General features: G+C 72.1%; 13 protein-coding genes. 10 read left to right on the top strand and 3 right to left on the bottom strand.

What is annotated here, in order from left to right:
• Positions 1 to 17: 17 nt before the first annotated feature.
• From ACFVZW_RS12540 to ACFVZW_RS12510, 7 genes are all read left to right on the top strand, one after another.
• Positions 18 to 6,233, top strand: a complete 6,216-nt coding sequence (locus ACFVZW_RS12540) for a beta-ketoacyl synthase N-terminal-like domain-containing protein (RefSeq protein WP_384520170.1) — start codon at positions 18 to 20, stop codon at positions 6,231 to 6,233.
• Positions 6,226 to 7,347, top strand: coding sequence for a DNA alkylation repair protein (locus tag ACFVZW_RS12535; protein WP_384520168.1), 1,122 nt, complete (start codon positions 6,226 to 6,228; stop codon positions 7,345 to 7,347). The genes ACFVZW_RS12540 and ACFVZW_RS12535 overlap by 8 nt, the downstream gene beginning before the upstream one ends.
• Complete coding sequence (locus ACFVZW_RS12530; protein WP_384520166.1) at positions 7,344 to 11,309, top strand: aminotransferase class I/II-fold pyridoxal phosphate-dependent enzyme; 3,966 nt, start codon at positions 7,344 to 7,346, stop codon at positions 11,307 to 11,309. Before ACFVZW_RS12535 ends, ACFVZW_RS12530 begins: the two co-directional genes overlap by 4 nt.
• An 80-nt stretch (positions 11,310 to 11,389) precedes the next feature.
• The gene (locus ACFVZW_RS12525; RefSeq protein ID WP_384520165.1) at positions 11,390 to 11,698 is read left to right on the top strand and encodes a hypothetical protein; all 309 of its coding nucleotides are present in this window, start codon (positions 11,390 to 11,392) and stop codon (positions 11,696 to 11,698) included.
• Positions 11,695 to 12,855, top strand: a complete 1,161-nt coding sequence (locus tag ACFVZW_RS12520) for a class II histone deacetylase (protein ID WP_384520163.1) — start codon at positions 11,695 to 11,697, stop codon at positions 12,853 to 12,855. The genes ACFVZW_RS12525 and ACFVZW_RS12520 overlap by 4 nt, the downstream gene beginning before the upstream one ends.
• 86 nt (positions 12,856 to 12,941) lie before the next feature.
• Entirely contained in the window at positions 12,942 to 13,661 is a 720-nt protein-coding gene (locus ACFVZW_RS12515) for a thioesterase II family protein (RefSeq protein ID WP_384520161.1), read from the top strand.
• Between the two features lie 43 nt (positions 13,662 to 13,704).
• On the top strand, positions 13,705 to 15,279 hold the full coding sequence (locus ACFVZW_RS12510; RefSeq protein ID WP_384520159.1) for an MFS transporter: 1,575 nt from the start codon (positions 13,705 to 13,707) through the stop codon (positions 15,277 to 15,279).
• A gap of 186 nt (positions 15,280 to 15,465) precedes the next feature.
• On the opposite strand, the gene ACFVZW_RS12505 is transcribed toward ACFVZW_RS12510, so the two are convergent.
• The gene (locus tag ACFVZW_RS12505; RefSeq protein WP_384520157.1) at positions 15,466 to 15,906 is read right to left on the bottom strand and encodes a VOC family protein; all 441 of its coding nucleotides are present in this window, start codon (positions 15,904 to 15,906) and stop codon (positions 15,466 to 15,468) included.
• Positions 15,907 to 16,033: 127 nt separating this feature from the next.
• Here ACFVZW_RS12505 and ACFVZW_RS12500 point away from each other — a divergent pair, with 127 nt between their 5' ends.
• The 3 genes from ACFVZW_RS12500 (at position 16,034) to ACFVZW_RS12490 (ending at position 17,838) form a co-directional block, all read left to right on the top strand.
• A complete protein-coding gene (locus ACFVZW_RS12500; RefSeq protein ID WP_384520155.1) occupies positions 16,034 to 16,789 on the top strand; it encodes a 4'-phosphopantetheinyl transferase family protein in 756 nt (251 codons plus the stop codon).
• A gap of 66 nt (positions 16,790 to 16,855) precedes the next feature.
• Entirely contained in the window at positions 16,856 to 17,206 is a 351-nt protein-coding gene (locus ACFVZW_RS12495) for a VOC family protein (RefSeq protein ID WP_383558877.1), read from the top strand.
• A gap of 47 nt (positions 17,207 to 17,253) precedes the next feature.
• Positions 17,254 to 17,838 (top strand): hypothetical protein, encoded by a 585-nt coding sequence (locus tag ACFVZW_RS12490; protein ID WP_384520153.1) that lies wholly within the window; start codon positions 17,254 to 17,256, stop codon positions 17,836 to 17,838.
• Positions 17,839 to 17,918: 80 nt separating this feature from the next.
• Here ACFVZW_RS12490 and ACFVZW_RS12485 read toward each other — a convergent pair whose 3' ends face one another.
• A complete protein-coding gene (locus tag ACFVZW_RS12485; RefSeq protein WP_384520151.1) occupies positions 17,919 to 18,509 on the bottom strand; it encodes a TetR/AcrR family transcriptional regulator in 591 nt (196 codons plus the stop codon).
• 111 nt (positions 18,510 to 18,620) lie between these two features.
• Complete coding sequence (locus tag ACFVZW_RS12480; RefSeq protein WP_384520149.1) at positions 18,621 to 19,886, bottom strand: MFS transporter; 1,266 nt, start codon at positions 19,884 to 19,886, stop codon at positions 18,621 to 18,623.
• Positions 19,887 to 19,967: the final 81 nt, after the last annotated feature.

Below are 19,967 nucleotides of genomic sequence, written 5' to 3'. Positions count from 1 at the left end.
CGAACGAAAGGACTGCTGTGAGCGAGCTCGACACCCGCATCGCCGTGATCGGTCTCGCGGTACGGCTCCCGGGCGCCGAGGACGTCGTCGACCTGACGGCCTTGCTGGGTCGCGACGGGGTCGAGGTCGGAGAGGTCCCGCCCAGCCGGTGGGCCCGCGAGCTGTACCGGGGCGAAGGACCCCACCAGGGCACGCACCACCGCGGCGGCTTCCTGGTGGATCCGTTCTCCTTCGACCACGAGGCCTTCGGCATGACCGCCGAGGACGCCGTGCTTCTCGACCCCCAGCAGCGAGTGATGCTGGAGGTCGGCGCGCGGGCCCTGGAGGACTCCGGCTACCTGGGGGTGCGCCGTCGGCTCGACGCCGGCGTGTTCATCGCGGCGCGCATGAACGCATACGGGTTCGACCAGGGCCGAGGCACCGTCCCGCCCGGCCCGGCGGGTCCCGTCGGCATCCCCGGGCCGGCCGCCCTGTGGGGGCGGTCGCAGAACTTCATGGCGGCCTGGCTCTCCGACCGCTTCGACCTGGCGGGCCCGAGCCTGGTGGTCGACACCGCCTGCTCGTCCTCGCTGTCCGCGGTCTGGCTCGCCTGCCAGAGCCTCGCGGCCGGGACCTGCGAGCTCGCCCTGGTCGGCGGGGTCGACCTGCTGATCGACCCGCTGACGTTCGTACTCCTCTCCCGCACCGGCGCGCTCTCGCCGGACGGGCTGTGCCAGACCTTCGACAGCAGGGCCAACGGCTATGTGCCCGGGGAGGGGGCCGCCGCCCTGGTGCTGAAGCCGATGCCGGCGGCGCTGGCCGACGGAGACCTGATCCTCGGAGCGATCAGCGGGGTCGCGGTCAACAACGACGGTCGCACCATGGGCGTCACCACACCGAACCTGGAAGCCCAGATCGAGCTGCTGGGCAGGGCGTACAGGACCATCGATCCGGCGACCGTCCAGTACGTCGAGGCACACGGCACCGGCACCGCCATCGGCGACCCGATCGAAGTGCGGGCGCTCACCGAGGTGTTCGCCCGGCACGGCGTCCCCCGGAACTCCGTCGCGCTCGGCTCCATCAAACGCCGGATCGGTCATCTGCATTCGGCGTCGGGGCTCGCCGGACTGGCGAAGATCATCGTCGCGATGCGCGAAGGCACCGTCCCGGCCGTGGCGGTGGAGTCGCCCAACCCGCGCCTCAACCTCGCCGACAGCCCGTTCCACCTTCCCGAGACCCGTCTCCCCTGGCCGGAAGCGCCCGTACGCCGGGCAGCCGTGAGCGGATTCGGCTTCGGTGGCACCAACGCCCATGTGGTGGCCGAGGCCGCCCCCCGCGCGGCCGGCACTCACGCCGGGCCGACGGGGACCGGCGGACGGCCCGCGCCGGTCCACGTGCTGCCGCTGTCCGCGGACAGCCCGTACGCGCTGCGAGAACTGGTCGCCCAGTGGCTGGAGTTCCTGCCGACCCTGACGGACGGGCCCGGCGAACTCGGCGACGCATGCGCCACGGCCCGCCTGGCCCGGCCGCACCGTGCCGAGCGGCTGGCCGTCGTCGGGACGAACGCCGATCAACTGGCCGCCGCCCTGCGCACATGGCTCCTGAGGGCCGGTGCGGAGGGGACCGCTGTCCTCGGAGGCGCTCGTTCCATCGTGTCCGTACGTCCCGTGGCGGCCGCGGCCCCGCCCGCATGGCTGACGGCCCTCGACCGGTCCGTGCCCGCTGTACACGAGGTCGTCAACCTCTTCGAAGCGGCCACGGACACGCAACTGGCAACGTTCTCAGGTGAGTTGCTACGGATATCGTCCGGCGTCGCCCTGGCGATCGCGCTGCGCGACCTGGGACTGCCCGAAGGCGCGGTGGACCTGCCGCCGGGTTGGGAGGCGGTCGGGGACTTCGTGCGAGGACGCGTCCCGCTGGAGCAGGCGCTGGCCGACGTCCTGCGGAGCGACGGCGAACCCGTGGGTGACGCCCAGGGCCACGGCGGCACCGACGGTCACGACATCGGAGCACGGCTGACCGAAGCCCGCGACGAGCGGGAGGTCGCGGTGGTGCTGGCCGCGGTCGTCGCCGAGCTGTTCCAGGCGGGCCAGGGCATCGACTGGGCCGCGTTCCAGCGGGTCATGGGCGCCTCGTGGAGCAAGCGCCTGCTGCCCTCCGCCCAACTGCGCGGCCGCGCCCTGAACCTGGCCGAGCCCCTGCGCTCCGCCGAACCCGGGACGCCGGCGGAGCTGGTGTCGGACGAAGGGCCGGGCGGGTACACGTTCTCGCGGGTGTTCGGTCCTGCCGAGGCACCCATCGCCCAGCACGCGGTGTACCGCACGCTCATGCTCCCGGGCGTGGCGTGGTTCGACTTCCTGCGCGAAGGCGCCGCACTGCGCGGCGAACCCTTCCACGGGGCACGGGACATCCTCTTCCACCGTCCGCTCATCCCGTCCGGGGCCCACCGGGTCGTCGGCCGGGTCGACGCGGAGAACCGGTTCAGGGTGGAGGACCCCGGGAGCGGGGAACTCTTCGTCACCGGCCGGCTCGCCACCGGGCCCCTGGCCGAGCCGCCGCTTCCCGTACCCCTCGCCCAGCTGCTGGCCGACTGCGCCGGCTCCGCCGTGCACGCCGGGTCGGGCCTCTACCGGTGGCTGCGGCGGATCGGCTACCACCACGGCCGCTACTACCGGAACATCTCCTGGGTCGCGAGCCTGCCGGACGGCGGCACCCTCGCCCGTATCGAAGGCGCACGGCAGCGGGAGATGAACCCGTCCGGCGTCCAGTTGTTCCCCGGGCTCCTGGACAGCGTGACGGTCGCGGCGATCGACCCGGCGAACCCGGTGTTCGGCGCGGCGGACGCGTCCGCGTTCATCCCGCTCTCGGTGGGCCGCATGGACGTCCTCGGTCCGCTGGACGCCGCCGCCTACGTGCGGACGGAGATCGCCTTCTGGAACGACGAGGCCTGTCGGGTCACGCAGACCGTGACCGATGAGGCGGGGACGCCGCTGCTGGTCTTCGGCGACATGGCCTCGAAGCGGGTTCCCGTCCAGGCGTTCAGCGCGGGGGAGACGCCTGCAGCGGTGCCTGCTGCGGCGGATGCGGCGGATGTGCCGGTCGTGACGCCTGCGCCTGTCGTGCCTGTGCCGGTCGTGACGCCCGCGCCGGTCGTTCCTGAGGCGCAGCCCGAGGCCGTCGCCGCGCTGCCGTCGGAGCCGGCTTCGCCCGCACCGACGCCATCTCGTCCCGCGGTCCCGGCGGCCCCCGCCTCGCGGTCGGCGCGGGCGCTCACCTGGTTCCTGGCGTTGACGGGCACCACCGAGGAGCACATCGACACGGAGTTCCTGTCCGCCGGGTTCGACTCGGTGGGTCTGGTGACGCTGAGCGAGCGCATCTCTCAGGAGCACGGCCTGTCCCTCTATCCGACGGTCTTCTTCGAATACCCGACCCCCCGACAGTTCGCCGACTTCCTGGTGGACGAGGCACCGGAACTCGTCGACACCCTGGCGGCCCCGGTCGAACAGGCAGCAGAGGTCGCCCCGGCTGTCGCGGAGGAGCCCGCACCCGTGGCGCGGACGACCGTCGCACCACGCAGCCCCGAGACCGAGGCCCCGGCCGAGCCCCCCGCCGAGCCCGCGGCATCACGACCGCGCGACATCGCCGTCGTGGGCGCCGCGGTCAAGCTGCCCACCGCGGGCAACCTGACCGCCTTCGCCGAACTGCTCGTCGAGGGCCGAGACACCGTCCGCCCGCTGCCCGAGGGCCGTTGGGCCAAGGTGAGTGGGCCGGTCCCGTACGCCTCGTTCCTGGACAGCGTGGACGAGTTCGACCCGGCTCCCTTCCGGATCTCGGCCCGTGAAGCTCCCCTGATCGATCCGCAGGCGCGGATCGTGTACGAGACGATCTGGGAGGCCCTGGAGGACGGCGGCCGGATCGGCAGGCGGGCCGACGGCGGCAACACCGGTCTGTGGATCGCGTACAGCCACGACCACTACCACGAGGAGCGGGTGCGCCACGGCATGCCCGAAGGGCGTGGTCTCGGTCTCGAGGCGATGATCGCGAACCGGCTGTCGTACCTGATGGACTGGCACGGCCCGAGCGGGCTGGTCAACACCCTCTGCTCGTCGTCCCTGGTCGCCATCCACTCGGCGCTCCAGCACCTGCGCACCGGCGACATCGACACCGCGGTCATCGGGGCCGTGCACGCCGGCATCAGCCCGGAGTACTTCCGGTCGATGGGGGACCTGATGGCCCTCTCGCCCCGGCACCGCAGCCGGGCGTTCGACAGCACCGCTGACGGCTTCGTCCCGGGAGAGGGAGCCGTGGCCGTGGTGTTGCGGCGGTACGACGACGCCCGGCGTGACGGTGATCGGATCCGGGGTGTGATCAAGGGAGCCGCGGTCAACCACGGCGGACGCACCACCCGCTACTCGGCACCCAGCCCGCGTGCTCAAGCGGACGTCATCACCGCTGCGTTGGGTGATGCGGGTGTGTCGGTGGAGTCGATTGGGTTGGTGGAGGCTCATGGGACGGGGACGTCTTTGGGTGATCCGATTGAGGTTGAGGGTCTGACGCGTGCGTGGCGTGGGTTTACGGATCGGTCGCAGTTTTGTGCGCTTGGTTCGTTGAAGGGGAATGTCGGTCATTTGGAGCCTGCTGCTGGGTTGGCGGGGCTGGTGAAGGTTCTGTTGGCGATGGAGCGGGGGGTGGTTCCGCCGTCGTTGCATGTGGTGCGGCCGAATGATCACATTCGTTTCGAGGAGACGCCGTTCTATCTGGCTGATCGTGCGGTGGTGTGGCCTCGGGGTGTGGAGCCGCGAAGGGCTGCGGTGTCCGCGTTCGGTATGGGTGGGGTGAACGCTCATGTGATCGTGGAGGAACCGCCGGCACGACCGCTGGTGGAGACACCTGCGCAGGACTCGCACGTCGTGCGGGTGAGTGCGGCGGATGAGACCGCACTGCGTGCCCTCGCCGGCACCTACGCCGAAGCCTTGGCCGACGCATCCGACGAGGAGCTGGGCGACTTCGCCTTCACGGCGAACACCGGCCGAGCCGCCCACCGCCTGCGTGCTGTCGTGCATGGCGGCGACGCTCGTCAACTGGCCGCTGCTTTGGGGGATGTTGCCGCCGGCCAGGGCTCTGTGTCCCGGCGGGGCGGTGCCCCCGCGCCGACCGCGTTCATGTTCACGGGTCAGGGTTCGCAGTACGTGGGTATGGGTCGTGGTTTGTATGCGGTGGAGCCGGTGTTCCGGGCGGCGTTGGACGAGTGTGGCGAGTTGTTGGCGGGGCATCTGGATGTGTCGTTGCCGGAGTTGTTGTTCGGTGATGTGCCGGGTCGGTTGGACCGGACGAGGTATGCGCAGCCGGCGATCGTGAGTGTCCAGGTGGGTCTGGTGCGCTGGTTGGAGTCGGTGGGTGTTCGGCCGGATGCTGTGGTGGGTCACAGTCTGGGTGAGCTGACGGCTGCTTGGGCGGCGGGTGTGGTGGGTCTGGGGGATCTGCTGCGTTTGACGGCGGTGCGTGGGCGGTTGATGGAGTCGCGGCCTGGTCGGGGTGCGATGGCGGTGGTCCATGCGGATGCCGAGGCTGTGCTCGCTGCGATGACGGCGCATCCCGGGGTGGAGATCGCGGCGTTCAACGCGCCTCGTGTCGTGACGATCACGGGTCCGTCGGATGCTGTCACGGGGTTCTGTCGGGAGTCGGGGTTGCGGTCGCAGCCTCTTGTGGTCAGTCATGCGTTTCATTCGGCGGCGATGCAGGGTGCGGTCGCGCCCTTCGTCGACGCGGTGGCCGGTACGGCGCTTTCGGCGCCGGTGGTTCCGTTCGCGTCGACTGTGACCGGCGGCTGGCACACCGACCGGACGGCTGCCGACCCGGAGTACTGGGGTCGGGCGATCCGTGAGCCGGTGCGCTTCGCGCAGGCGTTGACGACGCTGGCCGAGGCCGGCCCGACGGTGGTGTGGGAGATCGGCTCCCATCCCCAACTGACCTCGCTCGCCCGGGCGTCGTGGGGCGAGACACAGCCGGCGTGGATCAGCACCCTGCGGCGGGACCGCACCGATCAGGTCGAGTTGCATGCGGCGGTCGCCGCGTATGTCAACCAGACCTCCGCGGATCTGGACTGGGCCGGGCTGCACCAGGACAAGGGCCGGCGCGCCACCACCATCCCCACCTACCCCTTCAACCGCCAGCGGTTCTGGATCTCCTCCAGGCCGCACGAGACCACGTCGAACCAGAAGAACGAGACGAAGAGGCACCAGAACCATGGCTAGCGAATACGGACTCAAGCGACACTTCAACGCCGACGCGGCACGCCTGATCGGCGACCGGATCCGAGCCGTCCACCCCGAGTTCGACGTGGAGAGCTACGCGGCCGAGGTCGAGTCACGCATTCCCGGCAAGGAGCTGAAGGACCGCGTCCTCGTCCTGGCCGAGGGCCTGCGGACCCGGCTGCCCGCCGACTACGCCGACGCCGTGCCGATCCTGCTCACCATCCTCGGCGACGAACTCGCCGAGGGGGAGGGCATGTTCAACGCCAGCTGGTTCCTCATGCCGGTCGCACGATTTGTCGAGGAGTACGGCCTCGACCACCCCGATCTGTCGCTGGACGCCATCGAGGAGATCACCAAGCGGCACACGGGCGAGTACGCGATCCGGCCCTACATCGAGCAGCACTACGCGCCGACGATGGAGCGCGTCACGCAGTGGGCACAGAGCCCGAGCCGCAACGTGCGGCGCCTGGCGAGCGAGGGAATCCGCTCCCATCTGCCCTGGGCCCGGACCCTGACCATGTTCGTCAAGGACCCCCGGCCGGTCCTGGAGATCCTCGAACCGCTGCGCAGCGACTCCTCGGAGTACGTCCGCAAGTCCGTCGCCAACAACCTCAACGACATCTCCAAGGACGCACCCGATCTCGCGCTCGCGACCGCGCTGCGGTGGCTGGAGGAGAGCCCCACCCCCGAGACCAACTGGATCGTCAAGCACGGACTGCGCACCCTGGTGAAGAAGGGCGATCAGCAGGCACTCGCCATTCTCGGGGCCACGGGCGGCGAGCACGTCCGCGTACCCCGGCTGAGCATCGCCCCCCGGTCGGTGACCATCGGGGACACCCTCCTGATCAGCTTCGACATCGAGAACACCGACGACCGGGCGCACAGCATCGCGGTCGACTACGTGGTGCACCACGTGCGCAAGAACGGACGCAGCATCCCGAAGGTCTTCAAGCTGACCACCCTCGAACTCGGCCCCGGAGAGCGGCGGTCCCTGGAGAAGACCCATGCGATCAAGGAGGTGCAGACCCGCCGGTACTACGCGGGTGAGCACACCGTCGACATCCAGGTGAACGGTCTCGTCCAGGCCACCGAGCGATTCGACCTGCGCACATGAGCGGCGTCCGGTCGGTCCTCAGCGCTGCCGATCCGCTGGTCTCCGACCATCGGATCGGCGGTGTCCCCGTCTTACCCGCCGCCGCGCAGATCGACGCCATGCTGTCCGCCTGCGATGCCCGGCGCCCCGACTGCTGGTGGACCCTGGAGCAGGTCGCCTTCCGGGTGCCCCTGCTGGTGGCGGGGGCCGAGGCGGAGCTCGAGGTCGACACGGCCGAGGACGGCGGGTGCGCGGTCCGTTCCGTGCGGCCAGGAGGCGGCGAACCGGTCGTCCACAGCACCGCGCGGGTGTCCGGCAGCCCGTTGCCGCCGCCCCGCTATGTCGACATGGCCGCGCTGCGGGCCGGCTGTACGGAGCACGTGCCGCTGTCGGACGTGGCCGCGTGGCGCGAGGCGAGCGGGATCGCGTACGGGCCGGCGTACCAGGTGATCCGGTCGGCGCACCGGGGCTCGGGCCGGATGCTGCTGATGCTTCGGGCCGGGGACGATGCGAACGCGGCGTCGGCTCCTGACTTCGTACCGCCGGCACTGCTCGACAGCGTCTTCCAGGCGCTCGGGATGCTGGACGGCGGTGCGGCCGGGGCGTGTCTGCCCTGGTACGTCGGTCGGCTGGTGGCCCGCCGCAGGATCTCGGGCACGGTGATCGCCCTGGTCGAGCGGGACGAGCCGGGCGAGGCCGGGGGTACGGGCGGTGCGGTACGGGGAAGGGCGACGGTCTGCAATCAGCAGGGGGAGGTCCTGCTGGAACTGGACCGCATCACGCTCAAGGCCGCCAGGCCCGAAGCGTCTCCGGCGCCCGCCACCACGGTCGCGTCGACGCCCGACGACTCCGAACAGGTGCTGCCGGCCGTCCCGTTGATCGAGACCGTCGTCTGGCGGGAGACCGAGGTCGCTCCCGTACACCCGACCGCGGCCGAAGGCCCCGTGCTGATCGTTTCCCCGCACGACCTCCGTCCACCGGCAGGCCGGCAGGGCGTCCACCTGACGCCGGCGCAGCTTGCCGACGGGGGCCTCGACACGCTGCCGGCCGAGGCCGCCTTCCGGGACGTCGTGTACGTGGCGCCGCGCGGGCTGAGCGGCGAGGCGCAGGTGACGGAGGCCCTGCAGGGGGTCTTCGCGCTGGTGCGCCGACTCGCGGCGCGGCCGCCGATGTCCGATCTGCTGATCGTCACCTCCACCGCGCACCAGGTGGCGGCGGAGGATGCCGTCGACCCGTTCATGACCGCCCTGTGGGGCCTCGGCCGCACGCTGCGCGTCGAGCATCCCCGTACCAGGGTCCGCCTGGTCGATCTCGGCCCCGAGGACGCGGCCGGCCCGGAGGGCGGCGATGCCGCTCTCCTGTGGGAGGCGCTCGGCCAGGACCGGCCGGAGCTCGCCCGGCGCGACGGCACCTGGTACGAGCCCTCCGTGCGGCCGCAGCCCACGAGCACCGGCACCGCCGAGCCGGTGCGATACGGCGGCGGCCGCTTCCTGATCACCGGTGGCATGGGCGGCATCGGCCTGCGCGTCGCCGAGTTCCTCGCGGATGCGGGCTGTGCCCATCTGACCCTGGTCGGGCGAACGGTGCCGGACCAGGGAGAGATCCGGGAACGCCTCGACCGACTCGGAGCGCGCTGCGATCTGACGGTCGTGGCGGCGGACGTCCGCTCGCTTCGTGAGGCACTGGCCGGCGTCGCACGGTACGACGGGGTGTTCCACGCCGCCGGAGTCCTGCGCGACGGACTGGCGCGCAGCCTGACGCCCGAGCAGGTGGACACCGTGTTCGGGCCCAAGATCGGCGGCGTACACGCGCTGACCGACCTGATGTCCGGGCACGAACAGCCCGGCTTCGTCGCCCTGTTCTCGTCCGTCGCGGCTCTACGGGCGAACCTCGGCCAGAGCGCCTACGCCACGGCCAACGCCTACCTGGAGGGCTACGCCGCCCGCCAACGCGCCGAAGGACGCCCCTGGTTCAGCCTCGGCTGGGGCCTGTGGACCGTCGGGATGGGCGAGTCCATCGCCCCGAAGGCCGCCGCGCACGGCATCCCGGCCCTCACCGCGGACGACGGCATCGACCTGCTCCGCACGGCCCTGGGCCGACCGCCCGCGCACTACGTTCTGTCCGCCGCGAAAGCGAAGGAAGCACCCATGACTGCTGTCACACCGGAATCCGGGCTGTGGCCGTCGCTCACCGACGCGCTCACGAAGGTCCTGCACCTCGACGGTGTGTCCACCGACGACGATCTGCTGGAGCTGGGCCTCGACTCGATGATGGCGGTCGAGCTGGCGGCTTCGCTGACCGCCGACGGGCTCGACATCGACCCCATGGTGTTCTTCGAGCGCACCAACGTCGGTGCGCTGCTGGCCCACCTCGAATCGCTGCCGCGCACCGCCCCGGCCGCCGCGCCCGCCCCGGTGCCCGCCCCCTCACCTGCGCCCGTCCCGGCTCCGCAGCCGCCCGTGGCTCCTCCGGCTCGCGCTTCGCACATCTCGGTGCCGCAGCAGCTGCCGGCCGCGGCGGTGGAGCGGCCGCCGGCCGCCGCGGCCCCGGGCACGGCCGGCTCCTTCGTCCCCGACTGGGACCGCTTCAGGGACGTGGCACCCGCGGCGGTGGTCCCGCAGGTGTCGCCGCCCCGTGCTCCGGCCCGGGCCGCCAGCCCGGACCCCGCCGCCGTCTCCGCGACCCGTACCCCGTTCCCGGGCTCGACCCCGTCGCCGTCCCCGGCTCCCGCCCCGGCGGCCGATCGCGTACCGCGGCGAACCTTGCCGGGCCGCCTGGCCGACGCCCCTCACGGCTCGTTCCTCGACCGGCGCATCGACGCCCTGTCGACGGAGGACCGGCTGATCGTCGCCAAGGACGAGTACTTCTACGAGCCCGTCATCGAGGAGGCCACCGGTCCCCGGATCAAGTTCGACGGCCGCTGGTTCCTCAACTTCGCTTCGTACAGCTACCTCGGGCTCATCGGGCACGACTACATCGACGACCAGGTCCTGCGTGCCGTGGAGCGGCACGGGACCGGCGCCCACGGGGTACGCCTCCTCGCCGGCACCCTGCATCTGCACCGGGAGCTGGAGTTGGCGCTCGCCCGCTTCCTGGGCACCGAGGACGCCATCGTCTTCTCCAGCGGCTACATGGCGAACGTGGCGACCGTCGGCGCTCTCGTCGGCCCCGGAGACGTCGTCATCGGCGACGTCTACAACCACGCAAGCATCCTGGACGGATACCGGCTGTCCGGTGCGTCGGTCATCACCTACGCCCACAACGACCTCGCCGACCTGGAACGCGCCCTGCGCAAGGTGGGTGACGCGGGCCGTCTGGTGGTCACCGACGCCGTGTTCAGCATGGACGGAGACGTGGCCGATCTGCCCGGCATCGTGGAGCTGTGCGAGCGGTACGACGCCCCGCTGATGGTCGACGAGGCGCACAGCCTGGGCGTCCTCGGCGCCACCGGCCGCGGCATCACCGAGCACTTCGGCATCGATCCGGCACGCGTCGACGTCAAGATGGGCACGCTCTCCAAGACGGTGCCCAGCGCGGGTGGTTACGTCGCAGGGTCCAGCGACCTGATCTTCGCGCTCAAGAACAACGCGCGGGGCTGGATGTTCTCCGCGGCCGCGACTCCCGCCCAGGTGGCGGCGGCCAAGGCCGCGGTCGAGGTGATGGAGGCCGCCCCGTCCCTCACCCGGGACCTGCGGACGAAGACGACCCGGTACCGCGAGCAGCTGCGCGCCCTCGGCTTCGACACGCTGGCCAGCGAGACGCCGGTGGTGCCCATCATCTGCACCGGCGCCGAGCAGGCGGGAACGATGGCCCGGCTGTGCCAGCAGGACGGGCTCTTCGTCCAGCCGATCGTCTACCCGGCCGTGCCGCGGACGCTGCCCCGGCTGCGGACCATCGTCAACCTCAGCCACTCCGACGCCGATCTGGACGCGGCCGTCGTGACGCTGGAGAAAGCCGGCCGCGTCTGCGGCCTGATCCGCTGAGCACCGATCGGACCGAGCGGTCCACAGGACCGGACACCACCGTGCGCCGACCACGCATGGCAACCAAGGGGGAATCGACCATGACCGACATCGACACCACGGCGTTCTTCGGAGCGATCCTGAAGACCATCGCCTCGACCCGTAACCACGGCACCGACCAGGACGCGTACGCGTCCGGCGTGCTGGAGCCGACCGCGCGGATCCGCGCGTTCGAGAAGGAGGTCGGTGACCGGCGACTGACGCCCACCGAGGCCGAGGAGGTGCTCGGTCTCCTGGGGACGACGCTGCGCACCAAGCGCACGCCGGACGAGGAGCGCGAGTACTACCTCCAGTACATCGAGAAGGTCGCCGGGATCAGCCGGGCCTCGCTGGGTGTGTCCGGCTGGTGAGCACCTCCCGACTCGCGTGGTTCAGCCACGAGATCTGTTTCTGGCACGACCCCGGTCCCGGATCGGGGTACGTGCCGGTCGGGCCGGGCGTCGAGCCGTTGCGCCAGTTCGCGGTCGACCCGGACCTCCGGCGTGCCGAGGGGCTGGTCAAGGCGTTCGGTGTGATGGACCGGTTCACCGGACACACCCCGACACCGGCGTCCGACGAGGACCTGCTCCTCGTGCACGTGCCCGATCACATCGAGCGGGTCGAGGCGGCCTCGGCGGCGGGCGCGGGCGATGCCGGTGTGTACGCGTACGTCAACTACCACAGCGCACAGGCCGCGAGGCTCGCCGTCGGGGCCTGTACGCAGGCGGCCGAGGGCGTCCTGGACGGCCGCTTCGACCGGGCCTACTGCCTGGTGAGGCCACCCGGCCATCACGCGGAGCCGGACCGGGCGATGGCGCTGTGCCTCTACAACAACCTGGCGGTGGCGGCCCGTGCGGCGCAGCGCCGGGGGGCGCTCCGCGTGCTGATCCTGGACTGGGACGTACACCACGGCAACGGCATCCAGCGGACCTTCTACGAGGACCCCGACGTGCTGTACATCTCGGTGCACCAGGAAGGGCTGTTCCCGGCGGCGTCCGGTCTCGTGCTGGAGACCGGCGCGGGCGCGGGGGCGGGCAGCACCTTGAATGTGCCGCTGCCCGCCGGCTCGGGCCACGGCGCCTATCTCGCGGTGATGGACCGGATCGTGGAGCCGGCGGCCCGTGCCTTCGCCCCCGATCTGATCCTGGTGGCGGCGGGCGTCGACGCGAGCGGCCACGATCCGATGGGCCGGATGCTCTGCACCAGCCGCACCTTCCACGCGATGACGTCGACGATGTGCCGGCTGGCGGACGAGCTGACGGGGGGCAGGATCGTCTTCGCCCACGAGGGCGGCTATTCGGCGTGGTACCAGCCGATGCTGGTGCTGGGCACGGCCAGTGCGATCGCCGGTCTGCCCGCCCCTCAGGATCCGTTCCTGCACTCGCTCGAGCACCTTCCGGGCCAGCGTCTCCAACGTCACCAGGAGCGGGTGATCGCCCACCTGGAGGGCCATCACCCCTTGCTGGCCGGGGCAGGCCGGTCCGAGGCGGCCGGGCGGCCCGCGCCCGAGTCCGGGGTGCCACGATGAGCGGCTGGTGGATGACGGTGGGCAGCGGGGCGCGTCGGACGGCCGGGACCGGACCGGGGCCGCGGCCTCGTCCCCGGTTCCGCGTCGTGGCGCTCCCGCACGCCGGTGGGTGGCCGTCCGCGTTCCGCTCCTGGTGGCAGGTGCTGCCCGAGGACGTGGAGTGTGTCGTCGCCCAACTGCCCGGCCGGGGCGCGCGCATCAGCGAGCCGCTGGTGACCCGTGTCGAGCCGCTGGTCGACGCCCTCGTCCGAGGTCTGGCCGAGCTGGAACCGCTGCCGTACGCGGTCATCGGGCACAGCTTCGGCAGCGTCCTCGGATACGAACTCACCCGGGCGATGGAGCGGAAGGGTCTGCCGCCCACCCTGCTGGCGGTGTCCGCGCGTCAGCCTCCGTGCTTCCCCAGCGAGCCGCCGTTCGCGCACCTCAGGAGCGACGCGGAACTCCTCGAGCATCTGACGGACATGGGCGGGATGTCTCCCGGTCTGGTGGACCGCGCCGACCTGGTCCGGGCGTCGCTCCGGGCGATCCGGGCCGATCTGGAGGCGATGGAGACCTACCGGCGGCCGCCGTTCGGCACCGGCGTCCCCATTCTGGCGCTCGGCGCGGTCGACGACCCGGTCGTCATCGACGAGCGGATGCACCTGTGGGCGCTGGAGACGTCGGGCGGCTTCAGCCGGCAGACGTTCACGGGCGGCCACTTCTACCTCTACACACCCGCCAACGCGGCAGCCGTCTCCGCCCGCCTGATCCCCGGCCTCGACCATCCCCGGTCGGAGCCCTCCCTCCCACAACCCCTTGCCCGATGACCGTAATCGGGCACCGCTGTGCACCATCCCCGAAAGGAACCATGTGAGTACCACCGCCGAAACCACGTCGCAGGCCGGACCCCGTGAGTGGTTGGGCCTGGCCGTGCTGGCGCTGCCGACCTTGCTGCTGTCCATCGATGTGAGCGTGCTGCACCTTGCCGTACCGCACATCAGCGAGGGCCTGAACCCCTCCGCCGCCCAGATGCTGTGGATCATCGACATCTACGGCTTCCTGATCGCCGGCTTCCTGGTGACCATGGGCACCCTGGGCGACCGCATCGGCCGCCGGAAGCTGCTGCTGATCGGCGCGGCCGCGTTCGGCGTCGCGTCGTTGGCCGCCGTCTTCGCCGACGGTCCGGCCACGCTGATAGCGGCGCGGGCCGCGATGGGCATCGCCGGCGCCACGCTGATGCCCTCGACCCTCGCCCTGATCATCAACATGTTCCGCGACGCGCGGCAGCGCGGTGTGGCGATCGCGGTCTGGGTCACCATGTTCTCCGTGGGCATCGCGCTCGGCCCGGTGGTCGGCGGGGCCATGCTGGAGTACTTCTGGTGGGGCTCGGTCTTCCTGCTCGGCGTGCCCATCATGGGCGTGCTGCTGGTGGCGGGCCCGATCCTGCTGCCGGAGTACCGCGACGAGGAGGCCGGCCGGCTCGACCTGACCAGTGTGGCGCTGTCGCTCGCCATGATCCTCCCGGTGATCTACGGGCTGAAGGAGATCGCCAACGACGGGGCCGGCCCGGTGCCGCTCGCGGCGATCGTCGTCGGTCTGGTCGTCGGCGTGCTGTTCGTCCGCCGGCAGCGCACCCTGGAGAGCCCGCTCCTCGACCTGGGCCTCTTCGGCAACGCCACCTTCCGTACGGCCCTGGTGACGCTGCTCCTCAGCATGCTGGTGGCGGGCGGCACGTATCTGACGGTGACGCAGTACCTCCAGCTCGTCGGCGGACTGTCCCCGATGAAGGCCGGTCTGTACCTGCTGCCGGCGGCCTTCGCGCTGATCGTGACGGCCGTGGTGTCCCCGATGGCGGCGAGCAGGTTCCGTCCGGCGTACGTCGTCGCCATCGGGCTCGCCGTGTCGGGCATCGGCCATGTGATGCTGAGCATGGCCGACAGTTCCTCGGGCATCGCCCAGGTGGTGACGGGCTTCGCGTTCGTCTACGCCGGCGGTGGCCCGCTCATCGCCCTGGGCACCGACATCGTCGTCGGATCGGCGCAGCCGGAGCAGGCCGGGTCCGCCGCGGCGCTCTCGGAGACCAGCACCGAACTCGGCATGGCGCTGGGCGTCGCCCTGCTCGGCAGCCTCGGCGCCGCCGTGTACCGCGCCGGGGTGGACGTCCCCGAGGGGGTGGCGGCCGGCGCCGATGACACGCTGGCCGGAGCGGTCGAGGCGGCACAGGGCCTGTCCTCGAACGTGGCCACCACCCTGCTCGACTCCGCACGGGAGGCGTTCACCGACGGGATGAACATCATCGGTGGCATCGGGGCGTTCGTCGCGCTCGCCTCCGCCGTGCTGGTGGCGGTGGTCATCAAGATTCCGGCCACCGGTGCGGGCGAGGACTCCGACGGGAGCGACGGTGCGGCCGACGGCGCCGTTCCCGCCGTCAACGTGGAGGGTTAGCGCGCAGCGCCACCCTGCCGGGCCGGGCCCGGCCGCCGGGGTGGGGGGGCGCGGCGGGGGCGGGCGGCGGCGCCCCGCGCCCCCCCCGCGCCGCTTGGGGTGGTGTGGGCGCCGCCGCGGCCGCGGGGGGGGCGGCGGGGCGGGGGGGGGGGGGGGGCCGGTGGGGGGCGCCGGGGCCCGCGCCCGTCACACCGAGGCGCCGGACAGGTCCTGGTAGGCGCCCGCGTACGCCTCCGTGGGGGCGATCGGCGTGATGACGTCGATCAGTACGCCGTCGGGGGCGGCCACGATGAAGTGGCGCTGGCCGAACGCCTCGCTCCGCAGCGGAAGTTCGACCTTCAGACCGGCGCCGGTCACGAGCCGTGCGTACTCGGCGTCGACGTCGGCCACCTCGAAGTTGAGGAGCAGGCCCTGGACCGGCCGACGGAAGGCCTCCGGCACGGTCTCGTGCCCGGCGGCGACGAGGGCGAGCTCGTAGTGCGGCGGCTCGGGCCGCCGCAGGCTGACGTACCAGTCGCTCGTGTAGGTCATCTCGAAACCGAACAGCGTGCTGTAGAACGCCACGGACTCACCGAGCCGCTCGGTGCAGAGCACGGGATAGAAGCTGGTCAGGGCGGAGGGCGTCATCACGGCACCGTTCTGGGGCGGGTTTGCGGTCGTCCTGTCCCAACGAGCCATCCCCCCGTGCGTCACGTCCGCCGGGGAGAGGTGTCCGCCCCGCGTCACGTCCGCCGGATGGGAAGGCAGGGTCGACATGACATCCGCGGTGCGCCCCGTGGGCGAAGTCCGGGTATGGGCGGTGCGGCAGGCGCCCCCGTGGCGGGAAGAGCTCTCGCTCTCCCTGCTGGACGCGCAGGAGCGGGCCAAGGCGGCCTCCTTCACCCACCGGAGCGACCGGTCGATGTACCTCGCGGCGCATGTGGGGCTGCGGCTGGTGCTGGCCGACCGGCTGGGCGTCCACCCCCGGGACCTCCGGTTCGGCCGGGACCGGTGCGCGCACTGCGGCGGGCCGGACGGACGGCCGGTCCTCCTCGATGGCCCGAGCGGCCTGCACTTCTCCCTCTCCCACTGCGCCGGCATCACGCTCATCGGCGTCGCCGACGTGCTCGTCGGGGTCGACGCGGAGCCGCTGCCCGGCCGTCGGACGGTCGAACTGTGCCTGGCGCGGCTGCATCCGCGCGAGCGGGAGGAGCTGCTCCGGGTCCCCTGGGCCGAACGCCCCCTGCGCTTCTGCCGGTTGTGGACGCGCAAGGAGGCGTACCTGAAGGCCCTGGGGACCGGTCTCGGCCGAGGGCTGGACCGGGACTACCTGGGAGTGGGGAGAGAGGGACGGCCGGCGGGCTGGAGCGTCGTCAACCTGTCCTGCGGTCCGCAGGACCGCACGCATGCCGCCGCGCTGGCCGTTCCACGGTGGGTGCGCATGCCCGCCGGACCGGGGGAGCTGAACTGGTCGGCGTACGGCCATGTCCTGGGCGCCGTCGGGTCGTTGGAGGAGAGGGGCCACTGTTGACATGCCGACGGTATGTCATTAGGTTCAGTTCGCATACCGTTGGTACGTGAGCGGAGATGGCACCCCATGCTGACCAGCTTCTGTCCGGTGATCTGCACCTCACGGCTGGGGGAGTCCCGCAGCTTCTACAACAGACTGTTCGGCTTCACCGCCACGTACACGAACCAGTGGTACGCCGGTCTCAGCCGGCCCGGGGGACGCCGGCACGAGCTGGCCCTGCTCGACCACGCCCATCCGGCCCTGCCGGAGGCGCTCCGACGGCCGGTGCGCGCGGTGCGGCTCACCCTCGCCGTGGACGACACGGCCGAGGAGTGGGAGCGGATCGCCGCCCTCGGGGCGGCCGGGCGCCCGGATCGGAGACACCTCGTCATCACCGACCCCAACGGGGTCCGGATCGACGTCGTCACACCGACCTGATCACCGGCAGACCTCACGGACCGCACGCCGAAGGGGGAAGTCGCGCCGTGCCCAGGAGAGTCGATCCCGATGTGGCGGTCGCGGTCATGCGCGCTGCCGGACTCGAACCGCTGGAGCCCTATCCCGGATCGGGCGTGGCCTGGAACTGCCGCTGTCTGAAGGGCGTGCACAGGGTCGCGCCCACCTTCGGCTCGGTGCGCTCCGGCATCACCTCCGGATGCCGCCTGTGCGGCCGGGCCGCCGCGGGTGAGCGGCGACTCGCCGCCGGCCGGGAGCGCGCCGAGGCGGACATGCGCGGCGCGGGCTTCGAGCCGCTGGAGCCCTACCCGGGGGCCGGCGTGAGATGGCGCTGCCGTCACCTGGTCTGCGGGCGGGTCGTCCATCCGCGGCTGTTCAGGATACGAGCCGGCGGTGGCTGCCTGGTCTGTGCCGGCCGGGCCCCGGTGGAGGCGGCGGTGGCCGAGGCGGAGATGCGGGAGATCGGCCTGCAGCCGATGGAACCCTTCCCGGGCCGGGTGCGTGACCCGTGGCGGTGTCGGTGTCTGCGGTGCGGCCAGGTCGGCGCGCCGACCCTCAACAACATACGCCGCGGACAGGGCGGTTGCCTCACCTGCGCCTGGCGCGCCCGGTAGGCGGTGCGTCGGGCCGGGGTCCGGAGCCCTCACGGCCCGGCTCCCCGGCCTCGTCACGCCCGCCGGACGCGCGCGGACGGTCACGTCGCCCGCAGCGCCTCCAGCATCCGTGCCAGCGCCTGTCGAGTGTCCTGGAGATCGGAGGAGTCCTCCGACGTCGCCAGCCACAGCGCCGCCTCGTTCATCGCCCCCGACAGCAGATGGGTGAGCGGCCCGACCGGCTGGGCGGGGATGGTGCCCTCGTGGATCAGGACGGTCAGAGCCTGGGCCAGATGGCGGCCGGAGGTGGCCTCGTTCATCGCGCGCCAGTCCCGCCAGCCGAGCACCGCCGGCCCGTCGACGAGCATGATGCGCTGGATCGCGGGGTCGGTGGAGGCGCTGAGGAACGCCTGGCAGCCGTAGGTGAACTGGTCCCAGGCGTCCTCCTGGGCATCCGCCGTCGCCGCGATGTGCGCGGCGACCTCCTGCTGCACCTGCTCCAGGACGGCCCGGAACAGTTCGGCCTTGCTGTCGAAGTGGTGGTACAGCGCGCCCTTGGTCACTCCGGCGGCCCCGACGATCTCCGACAGACCCACGGACGCGTAACCCAGCTTCGAGAAGAGCCGACGGCTCTCCCGCAGCAAGGTGTGCCGCGTCTGCTCCCGTTGTTGTGCGCGAACCCCGTTCGTCATCGTTGCGCCCCCCGTCTTCGGCCCGTTGAAGCCATGCGCACACGGTACTTCGCCGCCGCCGGGACGAGCGACCCATGCCGGAGGCCCGGGGTGGTGCCGCCCGGCCGGGTCTCAGTCCGTCGTCGCAGGGGGCGTACGGCCGAAGTGGCGGGCGGTCGGCACCAGGGCCGCCGCGGCCGGTACGAGGAAGCAGGCAGCGGCGCAGACGGCCAGAACGGTCGTGACCCCGAAGAAGGTCATGGCCGGGGCGATCAGGGCGAGGCCGATCGGTGCGAGGCCGTAGGACACCAGGAAGTCCAGTGAGGAGACCCGGGCCAGCTTGTCGGGGGCGACCTCGCGTTGGGTGGCCGTGAACCACGGGACGTTGAACAGCTCGATCCCGATCCCGGCGACGGCGTACGCGGCGACGACCACGACCGGGTGGACGGGCAGCATCAGGCTCAGCGGCGCGAAGCCGTACACGCCGAGCCCCGCGAAGGCCGCCCAGCCCTGGGATCGCGGCCGCCGGCGGGCGATGACCAGGGCGCCGGCGAGCGCACCCACGGTGTACGCGGTCATGGCGGCGGCCAGGACCCACTCGGTGTCGTAGCGGTCCCGGCTGATCAGGGGCAGCGCGACGCTCGTGGCGGAGTAGCCGAGGGCGATGACGGCGACGAGGGCACCGAGCCCGGCCAGGAACCAGGGGTGACGGCGCGCCTCGCGTATGCCTTCGAGGAACTCCGTACGGAAGCCGGCGCGCGGGGTGGGCTCGGTGGCCGGTTCCGCCGTCGCTGCGCTGCCCTTGCCCGGGACCAGGGCGGCGACCAGCCAGAGCAGGCCGATGCCGAGCAGCAGCGTCCAGACGTCGAGGAAGGCCGCGAGCAGCGCGGTCAGCGCGGGCCCGGCGAGCGTGGAGCTCCGTACCGCCATGGTCATCGCGGCGTTCGCCTGCTGACGCCGCTCGGGGGCGACGGTCTCGGCGGTGAGCGCCTGGAAGGCGGGGCGGCAGGCGCCCTGTCCGGCGCCGGCGAGAACGGCGGCGGCCGTCATCAGTACGAGCGAACGGCCGAGACCGGCGGCGAGGAGCGGCGCGGCGATCGCGGCCGCGAGGGCGGACCAGAGGACGACCGCGCGGCGGGAGTGCCGGTCGGCCAGGACGCCACCGACGGCGACGGCGACGAGGAAGCCGGCGGTGCGGGCGGCGAGGACCAGGCCGAGACCCGCGGCGTCGAGGTCGCGGTGGAGAACGGCGAGTCCGAGGACGAAGGGCAGCGCCCAGGTCGCGAGCCCGGAGGCGGTGGTGCCCGCCCACAGGCGCAGGAAGCCGGGGTCACGGAGGACCGAACGCGGGGGCGGGGCAGCTGACTTGGGTGCCGTCGGCGTGGGTGTGGTGGTCACGGTGGGTCGCTCCTTGGGGGCGGGGGGGGTGGGGGTGGAGTGCGACCGCCCACGCGGAGGTAGTATGATAGAGAGTATAGA

This window comes from Streptomyces sp. NPDC059567 (genome assembly GCF_042735655.1).
In the GTDB taxonomy this organism is placed as follows: domain Bacteria; phylum Actinomycetota; class Actinomycetes; order Streptomycetales; family Streptomycetaceae; genus Streptomyces.
The sequence above is the reverse complement of the archived record's forward strand: the minus strand, read 5'-3'. Positions and strand labels throughout refer to the sequence as shown.